Here is a 17,892-nt window from a genome sequence, read left to right as displayed (position 1 = left end):
GACGATCTTCGCCAGCAGGGTAAGCGGTTGCCTCATCCCTTCACCGCCCCCGCGCTGAAGCCGGTGATCAGCCACTTCTGGATGAAGGCGAACACGATCACCACCGGTACGGCCGCGACGATGCCGCCCGCGGCGAGCGCGCCGAGGTCGACGCTGTCCGCGCTCATCAGGGTGTTGAGGCCGACCGGGATCGTCTGCTTGCTCTGGTCGGACAGGAACATCAGGGCGAACAGGAAGTGGTTCCAGGCGTGCACGAAGGCGAAGGAGCCGACGGCGATCAACCCGGGCCGCAGCAACGGGAGGACGACGATGCGGAACGCGGTGAGGCGGTTGCAGCCGTCGACCCAGGCGGCCTCTTCCAGGGACTGCGGGACGTTCCGGATGAAGCCGCTGATCAGGATCATCGACAGCGGCAGCTGGAAGACGGTCTCCGCGAGGATGACGCTGCCGAGCGAGTTGATCATCTGGAGCTTGGCGAAGATCTGGAACAGCGGGACCAACAGCAGGGCGCCCGGCACGAATTGGGAGCAGAGCAGGGCCAGCATGAACGCGCGCTTGATCCTGAACTCGAAGCGGGCGAGCGCGTAGCCGCCGGCCAGGGCGACCACCGTGGTGAGGACCAGGGTGGCCACACCGACGTAGACGCTGTTCTGGAAGTAGACGCCGAAGCTGCGCTCGGTCCACACCTTCTGGAAGTGGTCGAGGGTCATCGGCCAGGGCACGAGGGAGGTCGAGCCGGCCGGGCGGAAGGCGAAGAGCAGGATCCAGTAGAAGGGGATCAGGGTGAAGACGAGGTAGATCCCCAGGGGGACGTAGATCTGCCAGCGCGGGACCTCGTCCCAGGCGCGGCGGACCTTGCGCGGCTGCTGCGGTGCGGCGGACTCCTGCTCGCGGGCCGGAGCGATCTCGGTGATCACTTGTCGCCACCTCCGAACTTGCTCAGCCGCAGATAGATGATCGAGAAGAAGAGAAGGATCACGAACGCGACCGTGGTGAGGGCTGAGGCGTAGCCGAAGTTGTGGGCCTCGACGCTGGTGTTGGCGACGTAGAGCGGCAGCGTGGTCGTCTCGCCGGCCGGGCCGCCGCCGGTCAGGGTGTAGAGGAGGTCGACGTTGTTGAACTCCCACACCGCGCGCAGCAGCGTGGACAGCACGATCGCGTCCTTGAGGTGCGGCAGCGTGATGTGGAGGAACTGCTTGAAGCGGCTGGCGCCGTCGACCTCGGCGGCCTCGTAGAGGTCCTTCGACACCGACTGGAGGTCGGCGAGGATGAGGATCGCGAAGAAGGGGACGCCTCGCCAGAGGTCCGCGACGACCGCTGCGGAGAAGACAGTTGAGGGGTCGGACAGCCAACTCGTGCCGTATTGACCGATGCCCATGTCTGCGAGGTAACGGGTCACGCCTGTCTGGGAGTTGTAGAGCAGCACCCAGATCGCGGAGGTCAGTACGCCCGACACGGCCCACGGGGAGAACACCAGCGCGCGGCCGATGGAGCGCCCCACGAACGTCTGGTTGACGATCAGCGCGAGTGCCAGCCCGAAGAGCAGTTGGAGGCCCACCTCGACGACGACCCACTTGGCGCTGAAGGTCAACGTGTCCCAGAACTGCGGGTCGTTGGTGAAGGCGTGGGTGAAGTTGTCGAGGCCCGCGAAGCCGTTGCGCCACGGTTTGGTGGGGTTGTAGTTCTGCAGGCTGTAGTAGAAGACGCTGATGACCGGGTAGGCGATGAAGCCCAGCATGAGCAGCGCCGCCGGGGCGATCAGCAGGTACGGGAGCCTGCGCGGGGTCGCGGAGGCACGGCGCCGCCGGGGTGGCGCGGGCGGTTTCGCCACGGCTGCGGCTTGGGCCATGACTGTTCTCCGTTCAGTACAGGAAGCTCAGCGCAGTAAGCGCTTGCTCGACGGGCACGCGAAAGGCGCTCAACCGGCGTACGGGTCAGGCACCTGGCCCGGCCGGGCCAGGAACTCGAAGTCACAGCCGGTGTCCGCCTGGGTGATCTGTTCGGTGTAGAGCGCGCCGTAGCCGCGCTCGTACCGTGCGGGCGGCGGTGTCCACTCCGCCCGGCGTCGCTCCAACTCCTCGTCGTCCACGTTGAGTTGGAGGATGCGCGCCTCGACGTCCAGGGTGATGGTGTCCCCGGTCCTGACGAGCGCCAGTGGTCCGCCGACGTACGACTCGGGCGCGATGTGCAGCACGCAGGTGCCGTAACTCGTCCCGCTCATCCGGGCGTCGGAGATCCGGACCATGTCCCGGACGCCCTGTTTGAGCAGATGGTCGGGGATCGGGAGCATGCCGTACTCGGGCATGCCGGGGCCACCCTTGGGTCCCGCGTTGCGCAGGACGAGCACGCTGTCGGCGGTGATGTTCAACGCCGGGTCGTTGATGGTGCGTTGCATGGTCCGGTAGTCGTCGAAGACGACCGCTGGGCCGGTGTGCTTGAGCAGGTGCGGTTCGGCGGCGATGTGCTTGATGACGGCGCCGTCCGGGCAGAGGTTGCCGCGCAGGACGGCGACCCCGCCCTCGTGCGCGACCGGGTTGTCGCGCGGGCGGATCACGTCGTCGTTGTGCACCCGCGCGCCGGCGAGTTGCTCGCGCAGGGTGTCGTGGGAGACCGTCGGCCGGTCCAGGTGGAGCAGGTCGGTGATCCGGGAGAGGAAGCCGGGGAGGCCGCCGGCGAAGTGGAAGTCCTCCATGAGGTACGTCCGTCCACCGGGCCGTACGTTCGCGAGGACCGGGACCGTGCGGGCGATGCGGTCGAAGTCGTCGAGCGTGAGGTGGACGCCCGCGCGGCCGGCCATGGCGATCAGGTGGATCACGGCGTTGGTGGAGCCGCCGAGGCCGAGGACGGTGGTGACCGCGTCCTCGAAGGCTTCCTGGGTGAGGATCGACGAGAGAACACGCCCCTTGTGGACTTGTTCAACGATCCTCATGCCGGATGACGCGGCCATCCGATCGTGCCCCGAGTCCACGGCCGGAATGCTCGACGCGCCCGGAACGGTCACGCCCAGCGCCTCGGCCGCCGCCGTCAGCGTGGACGCCGTCCCCATGGTCATGCAGTGTCCGGGCGAGCGCGCGAGGCCGCTCTCCAGTTCGGTCATCTCGCACTCACCGATGAGGCCGGCGCGCTTGTCGTCCCAGTACTTCCACATGTCGGTGCCGGAACCGAGGATCTCGCCCCGCCAATGGCCCGGCAGCATCGGCCCGGCCGGCACGAAGACGGTGGGCAGGTCGACGCTCGCGGCACCCATGAGCAGCGCGGGGGTCGACTTGTCGCAGCCGCCCATCAGGACGGCGCCGTCAACCGGGTAAGAGCGCAGCAGCTCCTCGGTCTCCATCGCGAGGAGGTTGCGGTAGAGCATCGGGGTCGGCTTCTGGAAGGTCTCGCTGAGCGTGGAGACCGGGAACTCCAGCGGGAAGCCGCCCGCCTGCCACACGCCCCGCTTGACCGCCTGGGCGCGCTCACGGAGGTGCACATGGCAGGGGTTGATGTCGGACCAGGTGTTGAGGATCGCGATGACGGGCTTGCCGAGGTGTTCCTCGGGGAGATAGCCGAGCTGGCGGGTGCGGGCCCGGTGGCTGAAGGAGCGCAGCCCGTCGGTGCCGTACCACTGGTGGCTTCTGAGCTCGTCCGGTGACTTCATACGGACCATCCGGCGGCTATCGCGGCGACCTCGGCGCGCTCGCTCTCGGGCAGGGGCTTGCTCGGCGGGCGGACCTCGCGGCGGCACAGGCCGAGGGACGCAAGCGCTTCCTTGACGATCGTGACGTTGTTCGCGGAGCCGTTCGCCGCACGTAGTTCCTCGAACCGGCGGATCTGCTCCCACACCTTCATCGCCCCCGGATAGTCCCCTGATCGAAGCGCTTCGATCATGTTCAGCGAGACGGACGGGGCGACGTTCACGAGCCCTGAGGTGAAGCCGGTGGCGCCCGCCGAGAAGTAGGAGGGCGCGTACGGCTCCGCCAGCCCGGCCACCCACACGAAGCGTTCGAGCCCCGCGTCCCGCGCGAAGGCGGCGAAGCGGGCCGCGTCCGGGACGGCGTACTTGACGGCGATCACGTTCGGGCAGTCGTCGGCGAGTTCGGCGAGGCGGGCGCCGAGCAGTTGGGCGTTGCGGATGTACGGGACGACGCCCAGGTCGGGCACGGCCTCGGCGATGGCGCGGTGGTAGTCGACCCAGCCGCCCTGCGAGACGTAGGGGTGGACGGGCTGGTGGACCATCACCATCTGGGCACCCAGCTCGCGGGCGTGCCGCGCCGAGGCGATGGCGGTGGGTACGTCGTGCCCGACGCCGACGAGGATCGCGGCGCGCCCGCCCGCCTCGTCGATGGTCAACTCCGTGACGAGCTGCCGTTCTTGAGGGGTCAGGGCGTAGAACTCGCCGGTGTTCCCGTTCGGCGTGAGGATGCCGACGCCGCCGTCGAGCAGTCTGCGCAGCAGGGCCCGGTGGGTGTCCTGGTCGACGGTTCCGTCCTCGGCGAACGGCGTCACCGGGATGGCCACCACGTCGGCCAGGGCGGTGCGTTGGGCCTCGAACCTCGCCGTCATGCCCGACCGTCCTCTCCGTTGGTGTCCCGTCCGTGGGTGTCCCGTCCGTGGGTCTCCAACTCGGTGCCGGGGAAGGCCCGTTGCACGAACGACGCGATGTGGGCGTGCAACGCGGTCGCCGCGCCGTCCGCGTCACCGTCGAGGGCGAGCCGCAGGATCTCCCGGTGTTCGCCGGCCTCCCGTTCCCAGGAGGGCGAGGCGGCCCAGGCGACGGCGGAGACGAGGGCGGCCTGGTCGCGGACCTCGTCGAGCATCCTGCCGAGCAGCGGGTTGCCGCACGGCAGGTACAGGGCGCGGTGGAACTCCCGGTTGGCGAGGGAGCGTTCGGCGGTGTCCGTGGCCTCGTCGGCCATGGTCAGGGCGTCGCGCGCGGCGTCCAGGGACGCGTGGCGTCGTACGGACCGCCGGAGCGCCTCGGGTTCGAGGAGCAGCCGTACGTCGTACACCTCGCGCGCCATGTCCGCGTCCACCATGCGCACCGTGACGCCCTTGTACTGGTTCATCACGACGAGCCCGGTACCGGCCAGGGTCTTGAGCGCCTCGCGCACCGGGGTCTTGGACACCCCGAACTGTGCGGCGAGGTCGGTCTCGACCAGTGGCTGACCCGGCGTCAACTGTCCGGTGAGGATGCGGTGTTTGATCCCTTCCAGCACGAACTGCGTGCGGGACGGGATCGGCGTGGGCACAGAGGTCATGCGCGCCTCTCGGATGTCACGTGGCTGCGGTCGCGGATCGGATCTCACGTGTCCGGCTCATGTGTCCGGCTCTCGTGTATCCGATCTCGCGTATCGCGTCTCATATATGACGTACGAAGTACGACGCGTTGAAGGTAGGAGCGCGCCTTTGTTTCGTCAATGCTTCTGACAGAAGAACCGGCAACTGGCTTCGACAAGGCGTCACATGGTCTTGGTGACGCCTTCGAGCGCGGCGGAGGTCCGGCCGGGGAAGATCGCGGCGGCGCGCTCCAGGGCCGCTTCGCGGGTGAGGGTGGGTCCCACGTGGGTGATGAGGAGTTCGCGCGCACCCTTCGCGCAGGCGGCGGCGTCCTCGGGCGTGAGGTGGACCTGCCGTTCGCCTTCGCGATGCCGGTCGATGTCTGCCTCGCAGAGGAACACGTCGGCGCCGCCCGCGAGTTCGGCGAGTGCCTCGCAGGGTCCGCTGTCCCCGGAGTACCCCAGCACACTCCCCTGGCACTCGGCGCGCAGCCCGTACGCCTCGGTGTCGTGGACGACGGCGCGTGCGGTGAGCCGGAGGTTCCAGTGCCGGACGGAATGCCCGTCGTAGAGCGACCGGAAGTCGAAGACGCCGCTCAGGAACCGTACGTCCGGCTGCCCGAAGAAGCCGGCGAGCCGGCGGGCGCAGTCCTGCGGGGCGTAGAGCGGGATCGGGGTGGCCGGCGTCATCCCGCCGAAGGCGAACGCGTAGGCCGCCGCGAGGAGATCGGCGCTGTGGTCGGCGTGCAGATGCGAGATCCAGATCGCCGTGAGCCGCGCCGGATCCGTGTGCCGCTGCAACTCCGCGAACGTTCCGGTGCCCGCGTCCACCCACACCTCGGCGCCGCCGCCGCGCAGCAGATACCCGGAGCACGGTCGGCCGGGACGCGGATGCGGGGAGGCGGTGCCGAGGACGGTCAGACTGAGAGGCATGGTGGGGAAGAGTACGGTTCCGGGAACCTCGGCGCTCACATTTCAGGGCGTTCCGTGGCGCCCGGCCGCGGGCCGGTCTACGCCTTCCACCCCGGGTCGCGCCCGCTGAGCCCCACCGCCCGGTCCAGCAGCGGCCCGTCCTCCGGTACCGGTACGACCGGGCCGAAGATGCCGCCTCCTCGGGACGGGTCGGCCGTGGCCGCGAACAGGAAGTCGTACGACGCCTGGAGCGCGGCCGGATCGGGGTCGTAGGACTGGCCGGTGACCGTGGCCAAGTCCCAGCCGTGGATGACGAGTTCGTCGGCGGCGACGGCCGCGGCGACCGCGCCGGGGAGATCCACGCCGCCCGCGCGGGTCATGCCGGTCCAGGCGGCCGGGTCGCGCCAGGCCTCGGCGAGTTCGTCGAGGGCCTTGGGGAGTTCGGCGCGCCAGTCGGGCCCGATGTCGGGCAGGGCGGCGATGGTCGGGCTGGTGTCGGTCGTGGCGCCCAGGTCCTTGCGCGCGGCGTCACGGAAGGCGACGGACAGACCGAGCACATGGCCCAGCAGATGGCGTACGGCGTAGTCGGGGCACGGGGTCCCGTCACCGAGCCGCTCGTCCGTGATGCCCTCCGCGAGACGGGCGATGACCCGGGTCTGCGGTCCGAAATCGAAAGTGCTGTCACTCATGCGCTTCCCTTCCAGGGTTCGGTCTCCACTCGTGACCTCGTCAGGTAGACCGACGGCGGCCCCGAAACTCATCGCACGCCCCTTCCACGCCCCCGCCGCCACGCGTTTCTACGGCACCTGCCCGATGCCGCCGCCCCCGCCTTAGACCCACGATGACCAGGCATGACGACAAACTGGACGGTGACGCGCATCCTGCGGGACCGCAACGCGGGGCTGTATTTCGTGGGCCTGATCGTGTCCGCCTTCGGCACGTCCGCGCTCGGGCTCGCGGCCGGGGTCTGGGTGAAGGACCTCACCGGTTCGAACGGTCTCGCCGCGCTGTGCACCTTCGCCGTGTGGGCCCCGACCCTGTTCGGCCCGGCCCTCGGCACGATCGCCGACCGCGTCCGCCGCAAACCGCTGCTGATCCGGACGAACCTCGGCCTGGCCGCCCTCCTCCTCACCCTCTTCGGCGTCCACTCCCGCGCCGACCTGTGGCTCCTCTTCGCCGTCCTGTTCGTCTACGGCACCACCGTCGTCGTCCAGGACCCCGCCGAGTCGGCTCTCCTCGCCTCCGTCGTCGACCGCGACCTCCTCGGCGACTTCAACGGGCTGCGGATGACGGCCGTGGAGGGCATGAAGCTGGTCGCGCCACTGACGGGCGCGGGCCTGTACGCGGCGTTCGGCGGTCCTACGGTGGCCGCTCTGGACGCGGTCACGTTCGCGCTGGCGGCGGGCCTGTGGCTGCTCGTCCGCGCGCAGGAGGACCGGCCGCAGCGTCCCACCGGCACCTGGCGGACCCAAACCGCCGAGGGCGTCCGCGAGTTGTGGAGGCATCCCCTGCTGCGCCGGCTGGTCCTGGCGGGCGGGGCGATGATGTTCCTCGCCTCCCTCAGCAGTTCCACGACCTACGCGGTCGTCGACGCCCTCGGGCACGCGCCGACCTACACCGGCGTGCTGTACGCGGCCCAGGGTGTCGGCTCGGCGGCGGTCGGGCTGGCCTCCGGACCCGCGCTACGACGGCTCGGCGAGCGGTGGTTCGGGGCGGCCGGGATCGCGCTCACGGCGGCCGGGGTGGCGGCACGGGCGGTACCGTCCGACCCGGTGGTCCTGGCGAGCAGTGCGGCGATCGGCATGGGGCTCCCATGCGTGCTGATCGCCGCGTTCACCGCCGTACAGCGGGAGTTGCCGGGTCCGCTGCTGGGCCGGGCCACCGCGACCGCCAACACCCTGATCTTCACGCCGAACGTGATCGGGTTGGGGGCGGGCGCGGCGCTGGTCGAACTGGCCGACTTCCGGCTGCTGTTGGTACTGATCGGCGCGGCGCTGCTGGCAACGAGCACGGCACTGGCGCGGCTTGGGCCAGGCGCGTCTCCGGCACTGCTTGATCCGGGCGCCCCTCCGGCGCTGCCTGCACCGGATGCGCCCCCGGCATTGCTTGATCCGGCCTCGTCTCCGGCGTCGCCTACATCGGACGCGTCTTCGGCGTTGCCTGCACCCGGCGCGTCTCCGGCGCTGCTCGGGCCGACCTCGCCTCCGGCGCTGCTTGCGCCGGACGCGTCTCCCCCATTGCCTGCACCGGGCACGTCTCCGGCGTTGCTTGATCCGGGCGTCTCTCCCCCGTTGCCCGCACCCGACGCGCCTCCCCCCTTGCTCGCGCCGAGTGTGTCTCCCACGCTGCTCGATCCGAACGTGTCTTCGAGGTTGCTCGCACCCGGCGCGTCTCCGGCGCTGCCCGCACCGGACGTGTCCCCGCCTCAGAGCACGGCCAGTGCCTCCCGTGCCTCCGCCAAGTCACCCTCCGATGCCAACCCCGCGTGATAGAGCCGCAGTTCGGTCGCCCCGAGGCTCCGTGCCCGTGCCGCGTCCGCCGCCAGCGCCCCCGGCCGGCCGCCCATCCCGGAGACCACCGTGAAGTTGGCGGCCAACACCGCCCCGTCCCGGCCCTGTTCGGCGAACGGGGTCAGCAGGCCCGCGCCGCCCGTGCAGGGGACGACCACGCCGTCGGCCACGGACAGGATGTGACCGGGGTCCACGCCCGCGTTGGCGCCGCAGTGGTACGACACCGGGTCCGCGTGCAGCAGTACCTGGAAGTCGGCGGGTGCGGCGGCCCGGACCGCCGCGACCGCCGTCTCCTGGAGGGTGCGGGCCCGGTCGTCGCGCCATGCGCGTGTGGCCGTCGCGTTCGCGTCGCCGAGGAGTTTCTCGACCCCCGCCCAGCCGCCGTCGGAGGGCGCCCCCTGCCACACCGGTTCCAGCGCGGCGCGTACCGTCGCCGCCAACTCCTCGGCGTCGAGGCCCTGTTCGCCGTAGCCCTCCCGGCAGGTCGGGCAGAAGCACAGGGCCATCAGGTACTGGCCGGCGTCCCCGAGGCCGATCCCGGCGGTCTTGTCGTGGGCGTGCAGGTGGGTGAGGCCGTACCAGCCGAGGGACTCCAGTTCGGTGCCGCGCGCGCCGGGGCGTACGGCTGCCTCGGCGGCGAGGTCGACGAGGTACGCGCGCGTGGCGGGCTGCGCGATGCAGGGTGCCCAGGGGTAGCGGTCGCCGTAGGCGTTGACCACCGAGGTGTCCGGATGCTCGGCGCCCAGGCGGGAGTTGTGGGCGAGCACGACCCAGGTGTGCACGTCGAGGCCCGCGTCCGCGAGGGCGGCGGCGGCCTCTCCGTAGGCGTCGCCGGGCGCCCAGTCGCCGGCCGGGTACGGCCTCAACTCCCGCCCCTGCCAACGGTTGTCCGTGGGGTACAGGACGGCCGCGTGCTCGGCGGTGACGATGCGGTGGCTCGGGTGGCGGGGGGTCAACGCGCGCGTGGAGTGGTACGCGGAGGCGAGGGTCGCCTGCTGGACGCCGAGTTCGGCGATCCTTCCGCCCGCCTCCGGGTCGCCGTTGACGTCCCAGGGGTAGACGAACGCCGATGCCTTCACGCGCCCTCCTCGATCTGCGATGCGATCTGCGACTCGATCTGTGACTCGCCCCGCGACTCGGTCGATGTGTCCGTCAACGTGTCGATCAACGCGTAGCCGCGCTCGATGAGTTGGGCGAGCTGCTTGACGTGGTCCTCGGTCGGTTCGGTCAGCGGCGGGCGGACCTCGCCGACGTCCAACCCCCGCATGCGCACGCCCGCCTTGACGAGCGAGACGGCGTAACCGCGGCCCTGGGCGCGCAGTTCGACGAACGGCAGGTAGAAGCCGTCCAGGAGGCGGTTCGCCGTGGTGTCGTCGCCGGTCGCCAGCGCCCGGTGGAAGGCGAGCGCGATCTCGGGGACGAAGCAGAACACGGCGGATGAGTAGAGGGTGATGCCGATGCCCCGGTAGGCGAGCTGGGTCTGTTCGGCGGTCGGCAGTCCGTTGAAGTACATGAAGTCGCCCGGGACTTCGGCGCGTACGGTGCTCACGATCCGCTGCATCAGGTCGAGGTCGCCGAGCCCGTCCTTGAAGCCGATGATGCCCTCGGTGCGAGCGAGTTCGACCACCGTGGCGGGGGTGAACACGGCGTTGTCGCGCTGGTAGACGATGACGGGCAGCGCGGTCGCCGCGGCCACCTCCCGGTAGTGCCGCAGCAGCCCCTCCTGCCCGGCGGCCACCAGGTACGGCGGCATGGCGAGCAGCCCGTCCGCCCCTGCGGCCTCCGCGAGCCGTGCGTACCGTACGGCGAGCGCGGTGCCGTAGCCCGCGCCCGCGACCACCGGCACCCGGCCCTCGGTCGCCTCCACGGCGGCCCGCACGCACGCCTCGAACTCCTCGGGCAGCAGCGCGTGGAACTCCCCGGTGCCGCAGCACGCGAACACGGCGGCGGCACCGGCCTCGATGCCCCGGCGGACATGCGCGCGGTAGACGTCGAGATCGACGGAGCCGTCGGGCGCGTACGCGGTGACGGGGAAGAACAGCGGCCCGCTGGGGATGCCGAGCCGGGCGGCGAGGGGGGCTGACGTCACGGGCTCTCCCTTGGCAGACACGTACGTCCCCTTGCCGGAGGCGTACGTTCCTCTGATCGACGTCTACATTTCTGAACGAGCCCACCCTAAGGAGCGCGCTCAGGATGGGTCAAGCGGGCGAATAGGCAACAGGGGAGCGGATTTCCCAGGTCCGCGCCACACTTGACGGGTGCGACGACAGATCCTTAACTTGTCCACGAATGTGAATGCCGTCCACACATGAGGCCAGCCACTCGCCAGCCGTTCGCCGACCACCCAAGGAGACCCGAGGATGCCCGCTCCCCGCACCGTTCTGCTCACCGGCGCCGCAGGCGGGCTCGGCACCCTGATGCGGGACCTGCTCCCCGCCTACGGCTACGACCTGCGGCTGCTGGATCTGCGCCCGGTCGAGGGCGAGCCGGACGCGATCACCGCCGACCTCTCCGACCGGGCGGCGCTCCGCGAGGCCGTGCGGGGCGTCGACGCGATCATCCATCTCGCCGGAATCTCCCTGGAAGCCTCCTTCGACAAGATCCTCAAGTCGAACATCGAGGGCACGTACAACCTCTACGAGGCCGCGCGCGAGGAGGGCGCCCCCCGGATCGTCTTCGCCTCCTCCAACCACGCGGTGGGCTACACGCCGAGGCCTCAAGGCGACACGCCTCTTGATCCAGGCGCGCTGATCCCGATCGACACCCCGCACCGCCCCGACACCTTCTACGGCCTGTCCAAGTCCTTCGGCGAGGACCTGGCCCAGCTCTACTGGGACAAGCACGGCCTGGAGACCGTCTCCGTGCGCATCGGCTCGTGCTTCCCGGAGCCCAGCAGCGTGCGCATGCTGTCGGTCTGGATGAGCCCCGCCGACGGCGCCCGCCTCTTCCACGCGGCCCTGACCGCCGAGGACGTGCGGCACACCGTCGTCTACGGCTCCTCCGCCAACACCCGCCTGTGGTGGGACCTGTCGACCGCGCGGGCACTCGGTTACGAGCCGCAGGACGACTCCGAGCCGTACGCCGAGAAGATCGTCGCCGAACAGGGCGACCTGAAGCCGGGCGTCGAGGCGCACGCCTATCTCGGCGGCCACTTCGTGAACGACCCGCCGATCTGGCCGTACTGACGGGAAACCGACGGGAAAGGGGACTCCAAGGCGGCGGGCGGGCACCGAACGGGCCCGCCCGCGGCCGTGTTCGGGCACGGACACTGCCCGATCTCACGCCCCGGCGGACAGCAGCGCAGGTCCGCGACGGGCACACCGCGCGGTAAACGGTCACACACGGGCAGCATCGGGCGTGCAACAGGCCTGGTCAGTGCCGCGCACCCGCTGTAGAACTTCCCCCAAGGGTCACACCGGGCCCGAACGGGCAGTACTCCAGGTGAGCGGGAAGGCGGTGTCGGCCATGGGCACGAGTTCGGCGGAGGAACGTCAGCGGGAGATCGTGCGGGCCGCGCGCCGCACCGGCTCGGTCGACGTCACCGCGCTCGCCGCCGAGCTGGGCGTGGCCAAGGAGACCGTACGGCGCGATCTGCGGGCCCTGGAGGACCACGGGCTGGTCCGCAGGACCCATGGCGGCGCCTACCCCGTGGAGAGCGCCGGTTTCGAGACGACGCTCGCCTTCCGCGCCACCAGCCATGTCCCGGAGAAGCGCCGGATCGCCCTCGCCGCGGCCGAGCTGCTCGGGGACGCCGAGACCGTCTTCGTCGACGAGGGCTTCACCCCACAGCTCATCGCCGAGGCACTGCCCAGGGACCGGCCGCTGACCGTGGTCACCGCGTCCCTGCCGGTCGCGGGCGTGCTCGCCGAGTCCGAGAACACCTCGGTACTGCTGCTCGGCGGCCGGGTCCGGCACGGCACGCTGGCGACCGTGGACCACTGGACGACGAAGATGCTCGCCGGCTTCGTCCTCGACCTCGCCTACATCGGCGCCAACGGCATCTCCCGCGAACACGGCCTGACCACGCCCGACCCCGCTGTCAGCGAGGTCAAGGCACAGGCCATCCGCGCCTCCCGGCGCACCGTGTTCGCGGGCGTGCACACCAAGTTCGGGGCGGTCAGTTTCTGCCGGTTCGCCGAGATCGGCGCCCTGGAGACGATCGTCACGAGCACGCTGCTCCCGTCGGCCGAAGCCCACCGCTACTCATTGCTGGGGCCACAGGTCATACGCGTCTAGAGCGCCAAGAGCATCTGGCGCGTCCAGAACGCCGTTTGAAATTCCAACTGAGTCTCTACGTAGGGCGCAGCCATGCCCGGATGACGCCTTCATCTCCCCATGAGCCCAAAGTCCAACTCCCCTTACTGCAGGAGCGATCCATGCGAACCCAGAGCCGACGACGGCCGCCGCGAGCCACGCTCGCCCTGGCCGCCGTAGGGACGCTGCTCGCCCCGCTGCTCTCCGGCTGCTGGGTCGGAGCGGGCGGCGCCGGATCCGGCGGCAACTCGATCAACGTCCTGATGGTCAACAACCCCCAGATGACCGAACTCCAGAAGCTGGCCCCGCACTTCACGAAGGAGACCGGCATCAAGGTCAACTTCACGGTGCTGCCCGAGAACGACGTCCGCGACAAGATCAGCCAGGACTTCGCCAACCAGGCCGGCCAGTACGACGTCGCGACCCTGTCCAACTACGAGATCCCGATCTACGCCCGCAACGGCTGGCTGCACGAGATGGACTCGTACGTCGCGAAGGACCCGGCCTACGACGAGCAGGACATCCTCAAGCCGATGCGGGAGTCCCTGACCGCAGACGACGGCAAGCTCTACGGGCAGCCGTTCTACGGCGAGTCGTCCTTCCTGATGTACCGCAAGGACGTGTTCGCCGCGAAGAACCTCACGATGCCCGCGCATCCGACCTGGACCCAGGTGGCCGACCTGGCCGCCAAGGTCGACGGCGCGAAGCCGGGCATGAAGGGCATCTGCCTGCGTGGGCTGCCCGGTTGGGGCGAGTTGATGGCGCCGCTGACCACGGTCGTGAACACCTTCGGCGGCACCTGGTTCGACAAGAACTGGACGGCACAGCTGGACTCCCCCGGCTTCGAGCAGGCGACGAAGTTCTATGTCGACCTCGTCCGCAAGCACGGCGAGTCCGGTGCGGCCCAGTCGGGCTTCGCCGAGTGCCTCAACAACATCACCCAGAGCAAGGTCGCCATGTGGTACGACGCCACCTCGGCGGCCGGATCACTGGAGGCCAAGGGCTCCCCGGTGAAGGGCAAGATCGGCTACGTGCCAGCCCCGGTCGAGAAGACGCAGTCCTCCGGCTGGCTCTACACGTGGGCCTGGGGCATCCAGAAGGCGTCCCACAACTCCGACAAGGCCTGGAAGTTCGTGTCCTGGGCGTCCAGCAAGCAGTACGAGCAGCTCGTCGGCGACACGGACGGCTGGTCCAACGTGCCGGCCGGCAAGCGCGCCTCGACGTACACGAACCCGGACTACGTGAAGGAGGCCGCCGCCTTCCAGGAGATGACGAAGGCGGCCATCGAGGGCGCCAAGCCCAATGATCCCGGCGTGCAGCCGCGGCCCGCGCCCGGCATCCAGTTCGTCGACATCCCCGAGTTCACCGACCTCGGTACGAAGGTCTCCCAGGAGATCAGTTCGGCCATCGCCGGACGGCAGTCCGTCGACTCGGCCCTGAAGAAGTCCCAGAAACTCGCCGAGAAGATCTCCAAGGAGTACGAGGGACGATGACCGCCACGACAACGGCCCCTCTGGCCACCAGCCCGACCCGTACCGCGCGGCAGCCCTCGGACCGACTGCGCGCCTGGGCCACCCGTGCCCCGCTGCTCCCCGCCCTGATCTTCATGATCGTCGTGACCCAGCTCCCGTTCGTGGCCACGCTGGTGATCTCCTTCTTCGACTGGAACGCCCTCTATCCGAAGGCCCGCCACTTCACCGGTTTCAACAACTACCAGCAGGTCCTCAGCGACGCCGACCTGCGCCACTCGGTGTGGACGACCGTCCTGCTCACCGTGGCGGTGGTGCTGGCCAGCCTGGTCCTGGGCCTGCTCCTCGCCCTGCTCCTGGACCGGAAGTTCCGGGGCCGGGGCTTCGTCCGCACGCTGCTGATCGCCCCGTTCCTGGTGGTGCCGGTGGCCGCGGCCCTGCTCTGGAAGCATGTGCTCTACAACCCTGAATACGGCCTGCTCAATGGGCTGTTGCACTATGTGGGCGGCCCGCAGCCGGACTGGATCTCCAACAACCCGCTGCTCGCCGTAGAGGCATCACTGGTGTGGCAGTGGACGCCGTTCATGATGCTGATCCTGCTGGCCGGCCTGCAGAGCCGCGACCAGCAGCAGATCGAGGCCGCGAAGGTGGACGGCGCGAACGACTGGCAGGTCTTCCGCTATCTGACCCTCCCGCACCTGCGCCGCTACCTCGAACTGGGCGGCCTGCTGGGCTCGATCTACATCGTCCAGAACTTCGACGCGGTCTTCACGATCACGTCCGGCGGCCTGGGCACGGCCAACCTTCCCTACACCGTCTACCAGAGCTTCTACCAAGCCCACGAGAACGGCCTCGCCTCGGCGGCCGGCGTCCTGGTCGTCATCGGCTCGATCATCATCGCGACCTTCGCCCTGCGCGTCGTGTCGTCCTTGTTCCGTGAGGAGGCGTCCCGCGCATGAGCAGCATCGCCGTACGCGTGCGTGCCCGCCGCAAAGGAGCGGGCCTCGGCCTGGTGGCCTGGCTTCTCGGCATCGTGTTCTTCCTGCCCATCGCCTGGATGGCGCTGACGTCCTTCCACTCGGAGACCGACGCGGCGACCAACCCGCCCTCCTTCGGGGCCGCCCTCACCCTGAGCGGCTACCGGGAGTTCTTCGGCACGGGCGGCGGCGCGAGCCCCTGGCCCGCGCTGGTCAACTCGCTGGTCGCGTCGGTGGCTTCGACGCTCTTCGTGCTGCTGCTGGCGTTCCCGGCGGCCTACGCGCTGTCGATCCGCCCGGTGAAGAAGTGGACGGACGTCCTGTTCTTCTTCCTGTCCACGAAGATGCTCCCGGTGGTGGCGGGCCTGCTGCCGATCTACCTGTTCGCGAAGAACGCCGGGATGCTGGACAACATCTGGCTTCTGGTCATCCTCTACACCTCGATGAACCTGCCGATCGCGGTGTGGATGATGCAGTCCTTCCTCGCCGAGGTCCCGGTCGCCGTCATCGAGGCGGCGCAGATCGACGGCGCGCGGCTGCCGACCATCCTCGCGCGCGTGGTGGCCCCGATCGCCCTCCCCGGTATCGCGGCGACCTCCCTGATCTGCTTCATCTTCAGCTGGAACGAGCTGCTGTTCGCTCGTGTCCTCACGGGTGTGGTCGCCGAGACCGCCCCCGTGTTCCTGACCGGCTTCATCACCAGCCAGGGCCTGTTCCTGGCCAAGGTGTGCGCCGCGTCGCTCGTCGTCTCCCTGCCGGTGCTCGCCGCAGGGTTCGCCGCCCAGGACAAGCTGGTCCAGGGCCTCTCCTTGGGAGCCGTGAAATGAAGGCCGCCGTCATCGAGTCCGTGGGCCGCGCCGTCGTCACCGAGGTCCCCGACCCGACGCCTGGCCCCCGCGAGGTCGTCGTCGAGGTCGCCGCCTGCGGGCTGTGCGGCACCGATCTGCACATCCTCCAGGGCGAGTTCGCGCCCAAGCTGCCGATCGTGCCGGGCCACGAGTTCGCGGGCGAGATCGTCGCGGTCGGCACCCAGGTCACCGAGGTCTCGGTCGGCGACCAAGTAGCCGTAGACCCGTCTCTCTACTGCTACGAGTGCCGGCAGTGCCGCAACGGCCACAACAACCTCTGTGAACGGTGGGCCGCGATCGGCGTGACCACGGCGGGCGGCGCGGCCCAGTACGCGGTGGCCCCGGTGGCGAACTGCGTGAAGCTGCCCGAGCACGTGCGCACCCAGGACGCGGCGCTCGTCGAACCGCTGTCGTGCGCGGTGCGCGGCTACGACGTCCTGAAGTCCCGCCTCGGCGCCCATGTCCTGATCTACGGCTCCGGGACCATGGGCCTGATGATGCTGGAGCTGGCCAAGCGCACCGGTGCGGCGAGCGTGGACATCGTGGACCTGAACCCGGCCCGCCTGGAGACGGCCCGCACGCTCGGTGTCTCCGGGTCGGCGGCGAACGCGGACGAGCTGGACCGGCCGCAGGGCTGGGACCTCGTCGTCGACGCGACCGGCAACGCGGCGGCGATCCAGGACGGCCTGGAGCGGGTGGCGAAGGCGGGCACGTTCCTCCAGTTCGGGGTGGCCGACTACGCGACCCGGGTGTCGATCGACCCGTACCGCATCTACAACCAGGAGATCACCATCACCGGCTCCATGGCGGTGCTGCACAGCTTCGAGCGGGCGGCGGAGCTGTTCGCGAACGGGGTGCTCGACCCGGAGATCTTCATCAGCGACCGGATCGAGCTGGAGCGGTACCCGGAGGCCCTGGAGCAGTTCGCGGCCGGGGTGGGCCGGAAGATCGTGGTGATTCCCTAGGGAATCACCGGTATTCGGAGGGGTTCGGGCCGGGGTTTCGGGGTTCCACCAATTGGCCGCTTGGTAAGGGAACGGCAAAATGGTCTCGCGCGTTCACCAGTCATGACAGCTATGACCCCCGGCTCGAACATCCCTCTCTCCGCCGCGCGCGTGACGGTGGACGTCGCCGCCCCGGTGCGGCTCGACGTATCGGGCCTGCTGCTCACGGGCGACGGCAAGGTGCGCTCCGACGACGACTTCATCTTCTACAACCAGCCGACGGGCCCCGGCGTGACCTACCGCTCCGGCGGCGGTACGGCACCCGACGCGATCGTGGTCGACACGGCCGCCGTCCCGCCGGGCATCGAGAAAATCGTCGTCACCGCCAGCCCGGACGCGGCCGGCCAGTCCTTCCAGGGCATCGAACCGACGACCACGATCCGCAACGCGGACGACAACAGCGTCCTGGGCAGCTTCACGCCCCCGCAGCTCGGCGCGGAGACGGCCCTGGTGGTCGTGGAGATCTATCTGCGCAACGGCGTCTGGAAGGCCCGCGCGGTAGGCCAGGGATACGCGAACGGCCTGGCGGGCATCGCCACGGACTTCGGCGTCTCGGTGGAGGAACCCGCTCCGGCTCCGGTGGCGCCGCCCACCCGCACGGTGGAGGCCCGGGTGGCTGCGCCCGTGGGGGGGTCGGCCGCCGGGGCCGGGGCTGCCGCG

The 17,892-nt window shown here is 69.9% G+C and carries 16 protein-coding genes and 1 pseudogene; 8 read left to right on the top strand and 9 right to left on the bottom strand.

Annotated features, from left to right (window positions below; all coding sequences use genetic code 11):
• Positions 1-32 precede the first annotated feature (32 nt).
• The 7 genes from ACFWP5_RS22105 to ACFWP5_RS22075 form a co-directional block, all read right to left on the bottom strand.
• Entirely contained in the window at positions 33-917 is an 885-nt protein-coding gene (locus ACFWP5_RS22105) for a carbohydrate ABC transporter permease (RefSeq protein ID WP_384159010.1), read from the bottom strand.
• Positions 914-1,849: a carbohydrate ABC transporter permease gene (locus ACFWP5_RS22100; RefSeq protein WP_200713566.1), complete on the bottom strand. Its 936-nt coding sequence runs from the start codon at positions 1,847-1,849 to the stop codon at positions 914-916. Before ACFWP5_RS22100 ends, ACFWP5_RS22105 begins: the two co-directional genes overlap by 4 nt.
• A gap of 69 nt (positions 1,850-1,918) precedes the next feature.
• Positions 1,919-3,649 (bottom strand): L-arabinonate dehydratase, encoded by a 1,731-nt coding sequence (gene araD, locus ACFWP5_RS22095; RefSeq protein WP_384159006.1) that lies wholly within the window; start codon positions 3,647-3,649, stop codon positions 1,919-1,921.
• Positions 3,637-4,545 (bottom strand): dihydrodipicolinate synthase family protein, encoded by a 909-nt coding sequence (locus ACFWP5_RS22090; RefSeq protein ID WP_384159003.1) that lies wholly within the window; start codon positions 4,543-4,545, stop codon positions 3,637-3,639. Before ACFWP5_RS22090 ends, araD begins: the two co-directional genes overlap by 13 nt.
• Positions 4,542-5,240 carry a GntR family transcriptional regulator gene (locus tag ACFWP5_RS22085; protein WP_384159000.1) on the bottom strand — a complete coding sequence of 233 codons (699 nt, stop codon included), beginning with the start codon at positions 5,238-5,240 and terminating at the stop codon, positions 4,542-4,544. Before ACFWP5_RS22085 ends, ACFWP5_RS22090 begins: the two co-directional genes overlap by 4 nt.
• A 201-nt stretch (positions 5,241-5,441) precedes the next feature.
• On the bottom strand, positions 5,442-6,191 hold the full coding sequence (locus tag ACFWP5_RS22080; RefSeq protein WP_384158997.1) for an MBL fold metallo-hydrolase: 750 nt from the start codon (positions 6,189-6,191) through the stop codon (positions 5,442-5,444).
• A gap of 77 nt (positions 6,192-6,268) precedes the next feature.
• Positions 6,269-6,859: a TIGR03086 family metal-binding protein gene (locus ACFWP5_RS22075; RefSeq protein ID WP_384158995.1), complete on the bottom strand. Its 591-nt coding sequence runs from the start codon at positions 6,857-6,859 to the stop codon at positions 6,269-6,271.
• 162 nt (positions 6,860-7,021) lie between these two features.
• Here ACFWP5_RS22075 and ACFWP5_RS22070 point away from each other — a divergent pair.
• Positions 7,022-8,200: pseudogene (locus tag ACFWP5_RS22070) on the top strand (MFS transporter); the annotation flags it as partial.
• 395 nt (positions 8,201-8,595) lie between these two features.
• Here the strand turns inward: ACFWP5_RS22070 and ACFWP5_RS22065 are convergent.
• Together ACFWP5_RS22065 and ACFWP5_RS22060 are read right to left on the bottom strand one after the other, a co-directional pair.
• Positions 8,596-9,759, bottom strand: coding sequence for a hypothetical protein (locus ACFWP5_RS22065; protein WP_384158993.1), 1,164 nt, complete (start codon positions 9,757-9,759; stop codon positions 8,596-8,598).
• The gene (locus ACFWP5_RS22060; RefSeq protein ID WP_384158990.1) at positions 9,756-10,769 is read right to left on the bottom strand and encodes a 5-dehydro-4-deoxyglucarate dehydratase; all 1,014 of its coding nucleotides are present in this window, start codon (positions 10,767-10,769) and stop codon (positions 9,756-9,758) included. Before ACFWP5_RS22060 ends, ACFWP5_RS22065 begins: the two co-directional genes overlap by 4 nt.
• Positions 10,770-11,040: 271 nt before the next feature.
• Between ACFWP5_RS22060 and ACFWP5_RS22055 the strand changes: the two genes are divergently transcribed.
• The 7 genes from ACFWP5_RS22055 to ACFWP5_RS22025 form a co-directional block, all read left to right on the top strand.
• A complete protein-coding gene (locus ACFWP5_RS22055; RefSeq protein WP_384158987.1) occupies positions 11,041-11,865 on the top strand; it encodes an NAD-dependent epimerase/dehydratase family protein in 825 nt (274 codons plus the stop codon).
• A 280-nt stretch (positions 11,866-12,145) separates the two neighbouring features.
• Entirely contained in the window at positions 12,146-12,916 is a 771-nt protein-coding gene (locus tag ACFWP5_RS22050; protein ID WP_384159091.1) for a DeoR/GlpR family DNA-binding transcription regulator, read from the top strand.
• 140 nt (positions 12,917-13,056) lie between these two features.
• The gene (locus ACFWP5_RS22045; protein ID WP_384158984.1) at positions 13,057-14,427 is read left to right on the top strand and encodes an ABC transporter substrate-binding protein; all 1,371 of its coding nucleotides are present in this window, start codon (positions 13,057-13,059) and stop codon (positions 14,425-14,427) included.
• Positions 14,424-15,362: a carbohydrate ABC transporter permease gene (locus ACFWP5_RS22040; protein ID WP_384158981.1), complete on the top strand. Its 939-nt coding sequence runs from the start codon at positions 14,424-14,426 to the stop codon at positions 15,360-15,362. Before ACFWP5_RS22045 ends, ACFWP5_RS22040 begins: the two co-directional genes overlap by 4 nt.
• The gene (locus ACFWP5_RS22035; RefSeq protein WP_384158978.1) at positions 15,359-16,207 is read left to right on the top strand and encodes a carbohydrate ABC transporter permease; all 849 of its coding nucleotides are present in this window, start codon (positions 15,359-15,361) and stop codon (positions 16,205-16,207) included. The genes ACFWP5_RS22040 and ACFWP5_RS22035 overlap by 4 nt, the downstream gene beginning before the upstream one ends.
• Positions 16,204-17,193, top strand: coding sequence for a zinc-dependent alcohol dehydrogenase family protein (locus ACFWP5_RS22030; RefSeq protein ID WP_384158976.1), 990 nt, complete (start codon positions 16,204-16,206; stop codon positions 17,191-17,193). Before ACFWP5_RS22035 ends, ACFWP5_RS22030 begins: the two co-directional genes overlap by 4 nt.
• A gap of 111 nt (positions 17,194-17,304) precedes the next feature.
• On the top strand, positions 17,305-17,892 hold a 588-nt coding region (locus ACFWP5_RS22025; protein WP_384159088.1), incomplete at its 3' end, for a TerD family protein.

Origin of the sequence: Streptomyces sp. NPDC058469 (assembly GCF_042721125.1) — a bacterium.
GTDB lineage: Bacteria > Actinomycetota > Actinomycetes > Streptomycetales > Streptomycetaceae > Streptomyces.
The sequence above is the reverse complement of the archived record's forward strand: the minus strand, read 5'-3'. Positions and strand labels throughout refer to the sequence as shown.

Excerpts from the sequence above, each read along its gene's own strand:
- ACFWP5_RS22100 (WP_200713566.1), bottom strand. The coding sequence starts at position 1,849 with ATGGCCCAAGCCGCAGCCGTGGCGAAACCGCCCGCGCCACCCCGGCGG.
- araD (WP_384159006.1), bottom strand. The coding sequence starts at position 3,649 with ATGGTCCGTATGAAGTCACCGGACGAGCTCAGAAGCCACCAGTGGTAC.
- ACFWP5_RS22090 (WP_384159003.1), bottom strand. The coding sequence starts at position 4,545 with ATGACGGCGAGGTTCGAGGCCCAACGCACCGCCCTGGCCGACGTGGTG.
- ACFWP5_RS22085 (WP_384159000.1), bottom strand. The coding sequence starts at position 5,240 with ATGACCTCTGTGCCCACGCCGATCCCGTCCCGCACGCAGTTCGTGCTG.
- ACFWP5_RS22080 (WP_384158997.1), bottom strand. The coding sequence starts at position 6,191 with ATGCCTCTCAGTCTGACCGTCCTCGGCACCGCCTCCCCGCATCCGCGT.
- ACFWP5_RS22075 (WP_384158995.1), bottom strand. The coding sequence starts at position 6,859 with ATGAGTGACAGCACTTTCGATTTCGGACCGCAGACCCGGGTCATCGCC.
- ACFWP5_RS22055 (WP_384158987.1), top strand. The coding sequence starts at position 11,041 with ATGCCCGCTCCCCGCACCGTTCTGCTCACCGGCGCCGCAGGCGGGCTC.
- ACFWP5_RS22050 (WP_384159091.1), top strand. The coding sequence starts at position 12,146 with ATGGGCACGAGTTCGGCGGAGGAACGTCAGCGGGAGATCGTGCGGGCC.
- ACFWP5_RS22045 (WP_384158984.1), top strand. The coding sequence starts at position 13,057 with ATGCGAACCCAGAGCCGACGACGGCCGCCGCGAGCCACGCTCGCCCTG.
- ACFWP5_RS22040 (WP_384158981.1), top strand. The coding sequence starts at position 14,424 with ATGACCGCCACGACAACGGCCCCTCTGGCCACCAGCCCGACCCGTACC.
- ACFWP5_RS22035 (WP_384158978.1), top strand. The coding sequence starts at position 15,359 with ATGAGCAGCATCGCCGTACGCGTGCGTGCCCGCCGCAAAGGAGCGGGC.
- ACFWP5_RS22030 (WP_384158976.1), top strand. The coding sequence starts at position 16,204 with ATGAAGGCCGCCGTCATCGAGTCCGTGGGCCGCGCCGTCGTCACCGAG.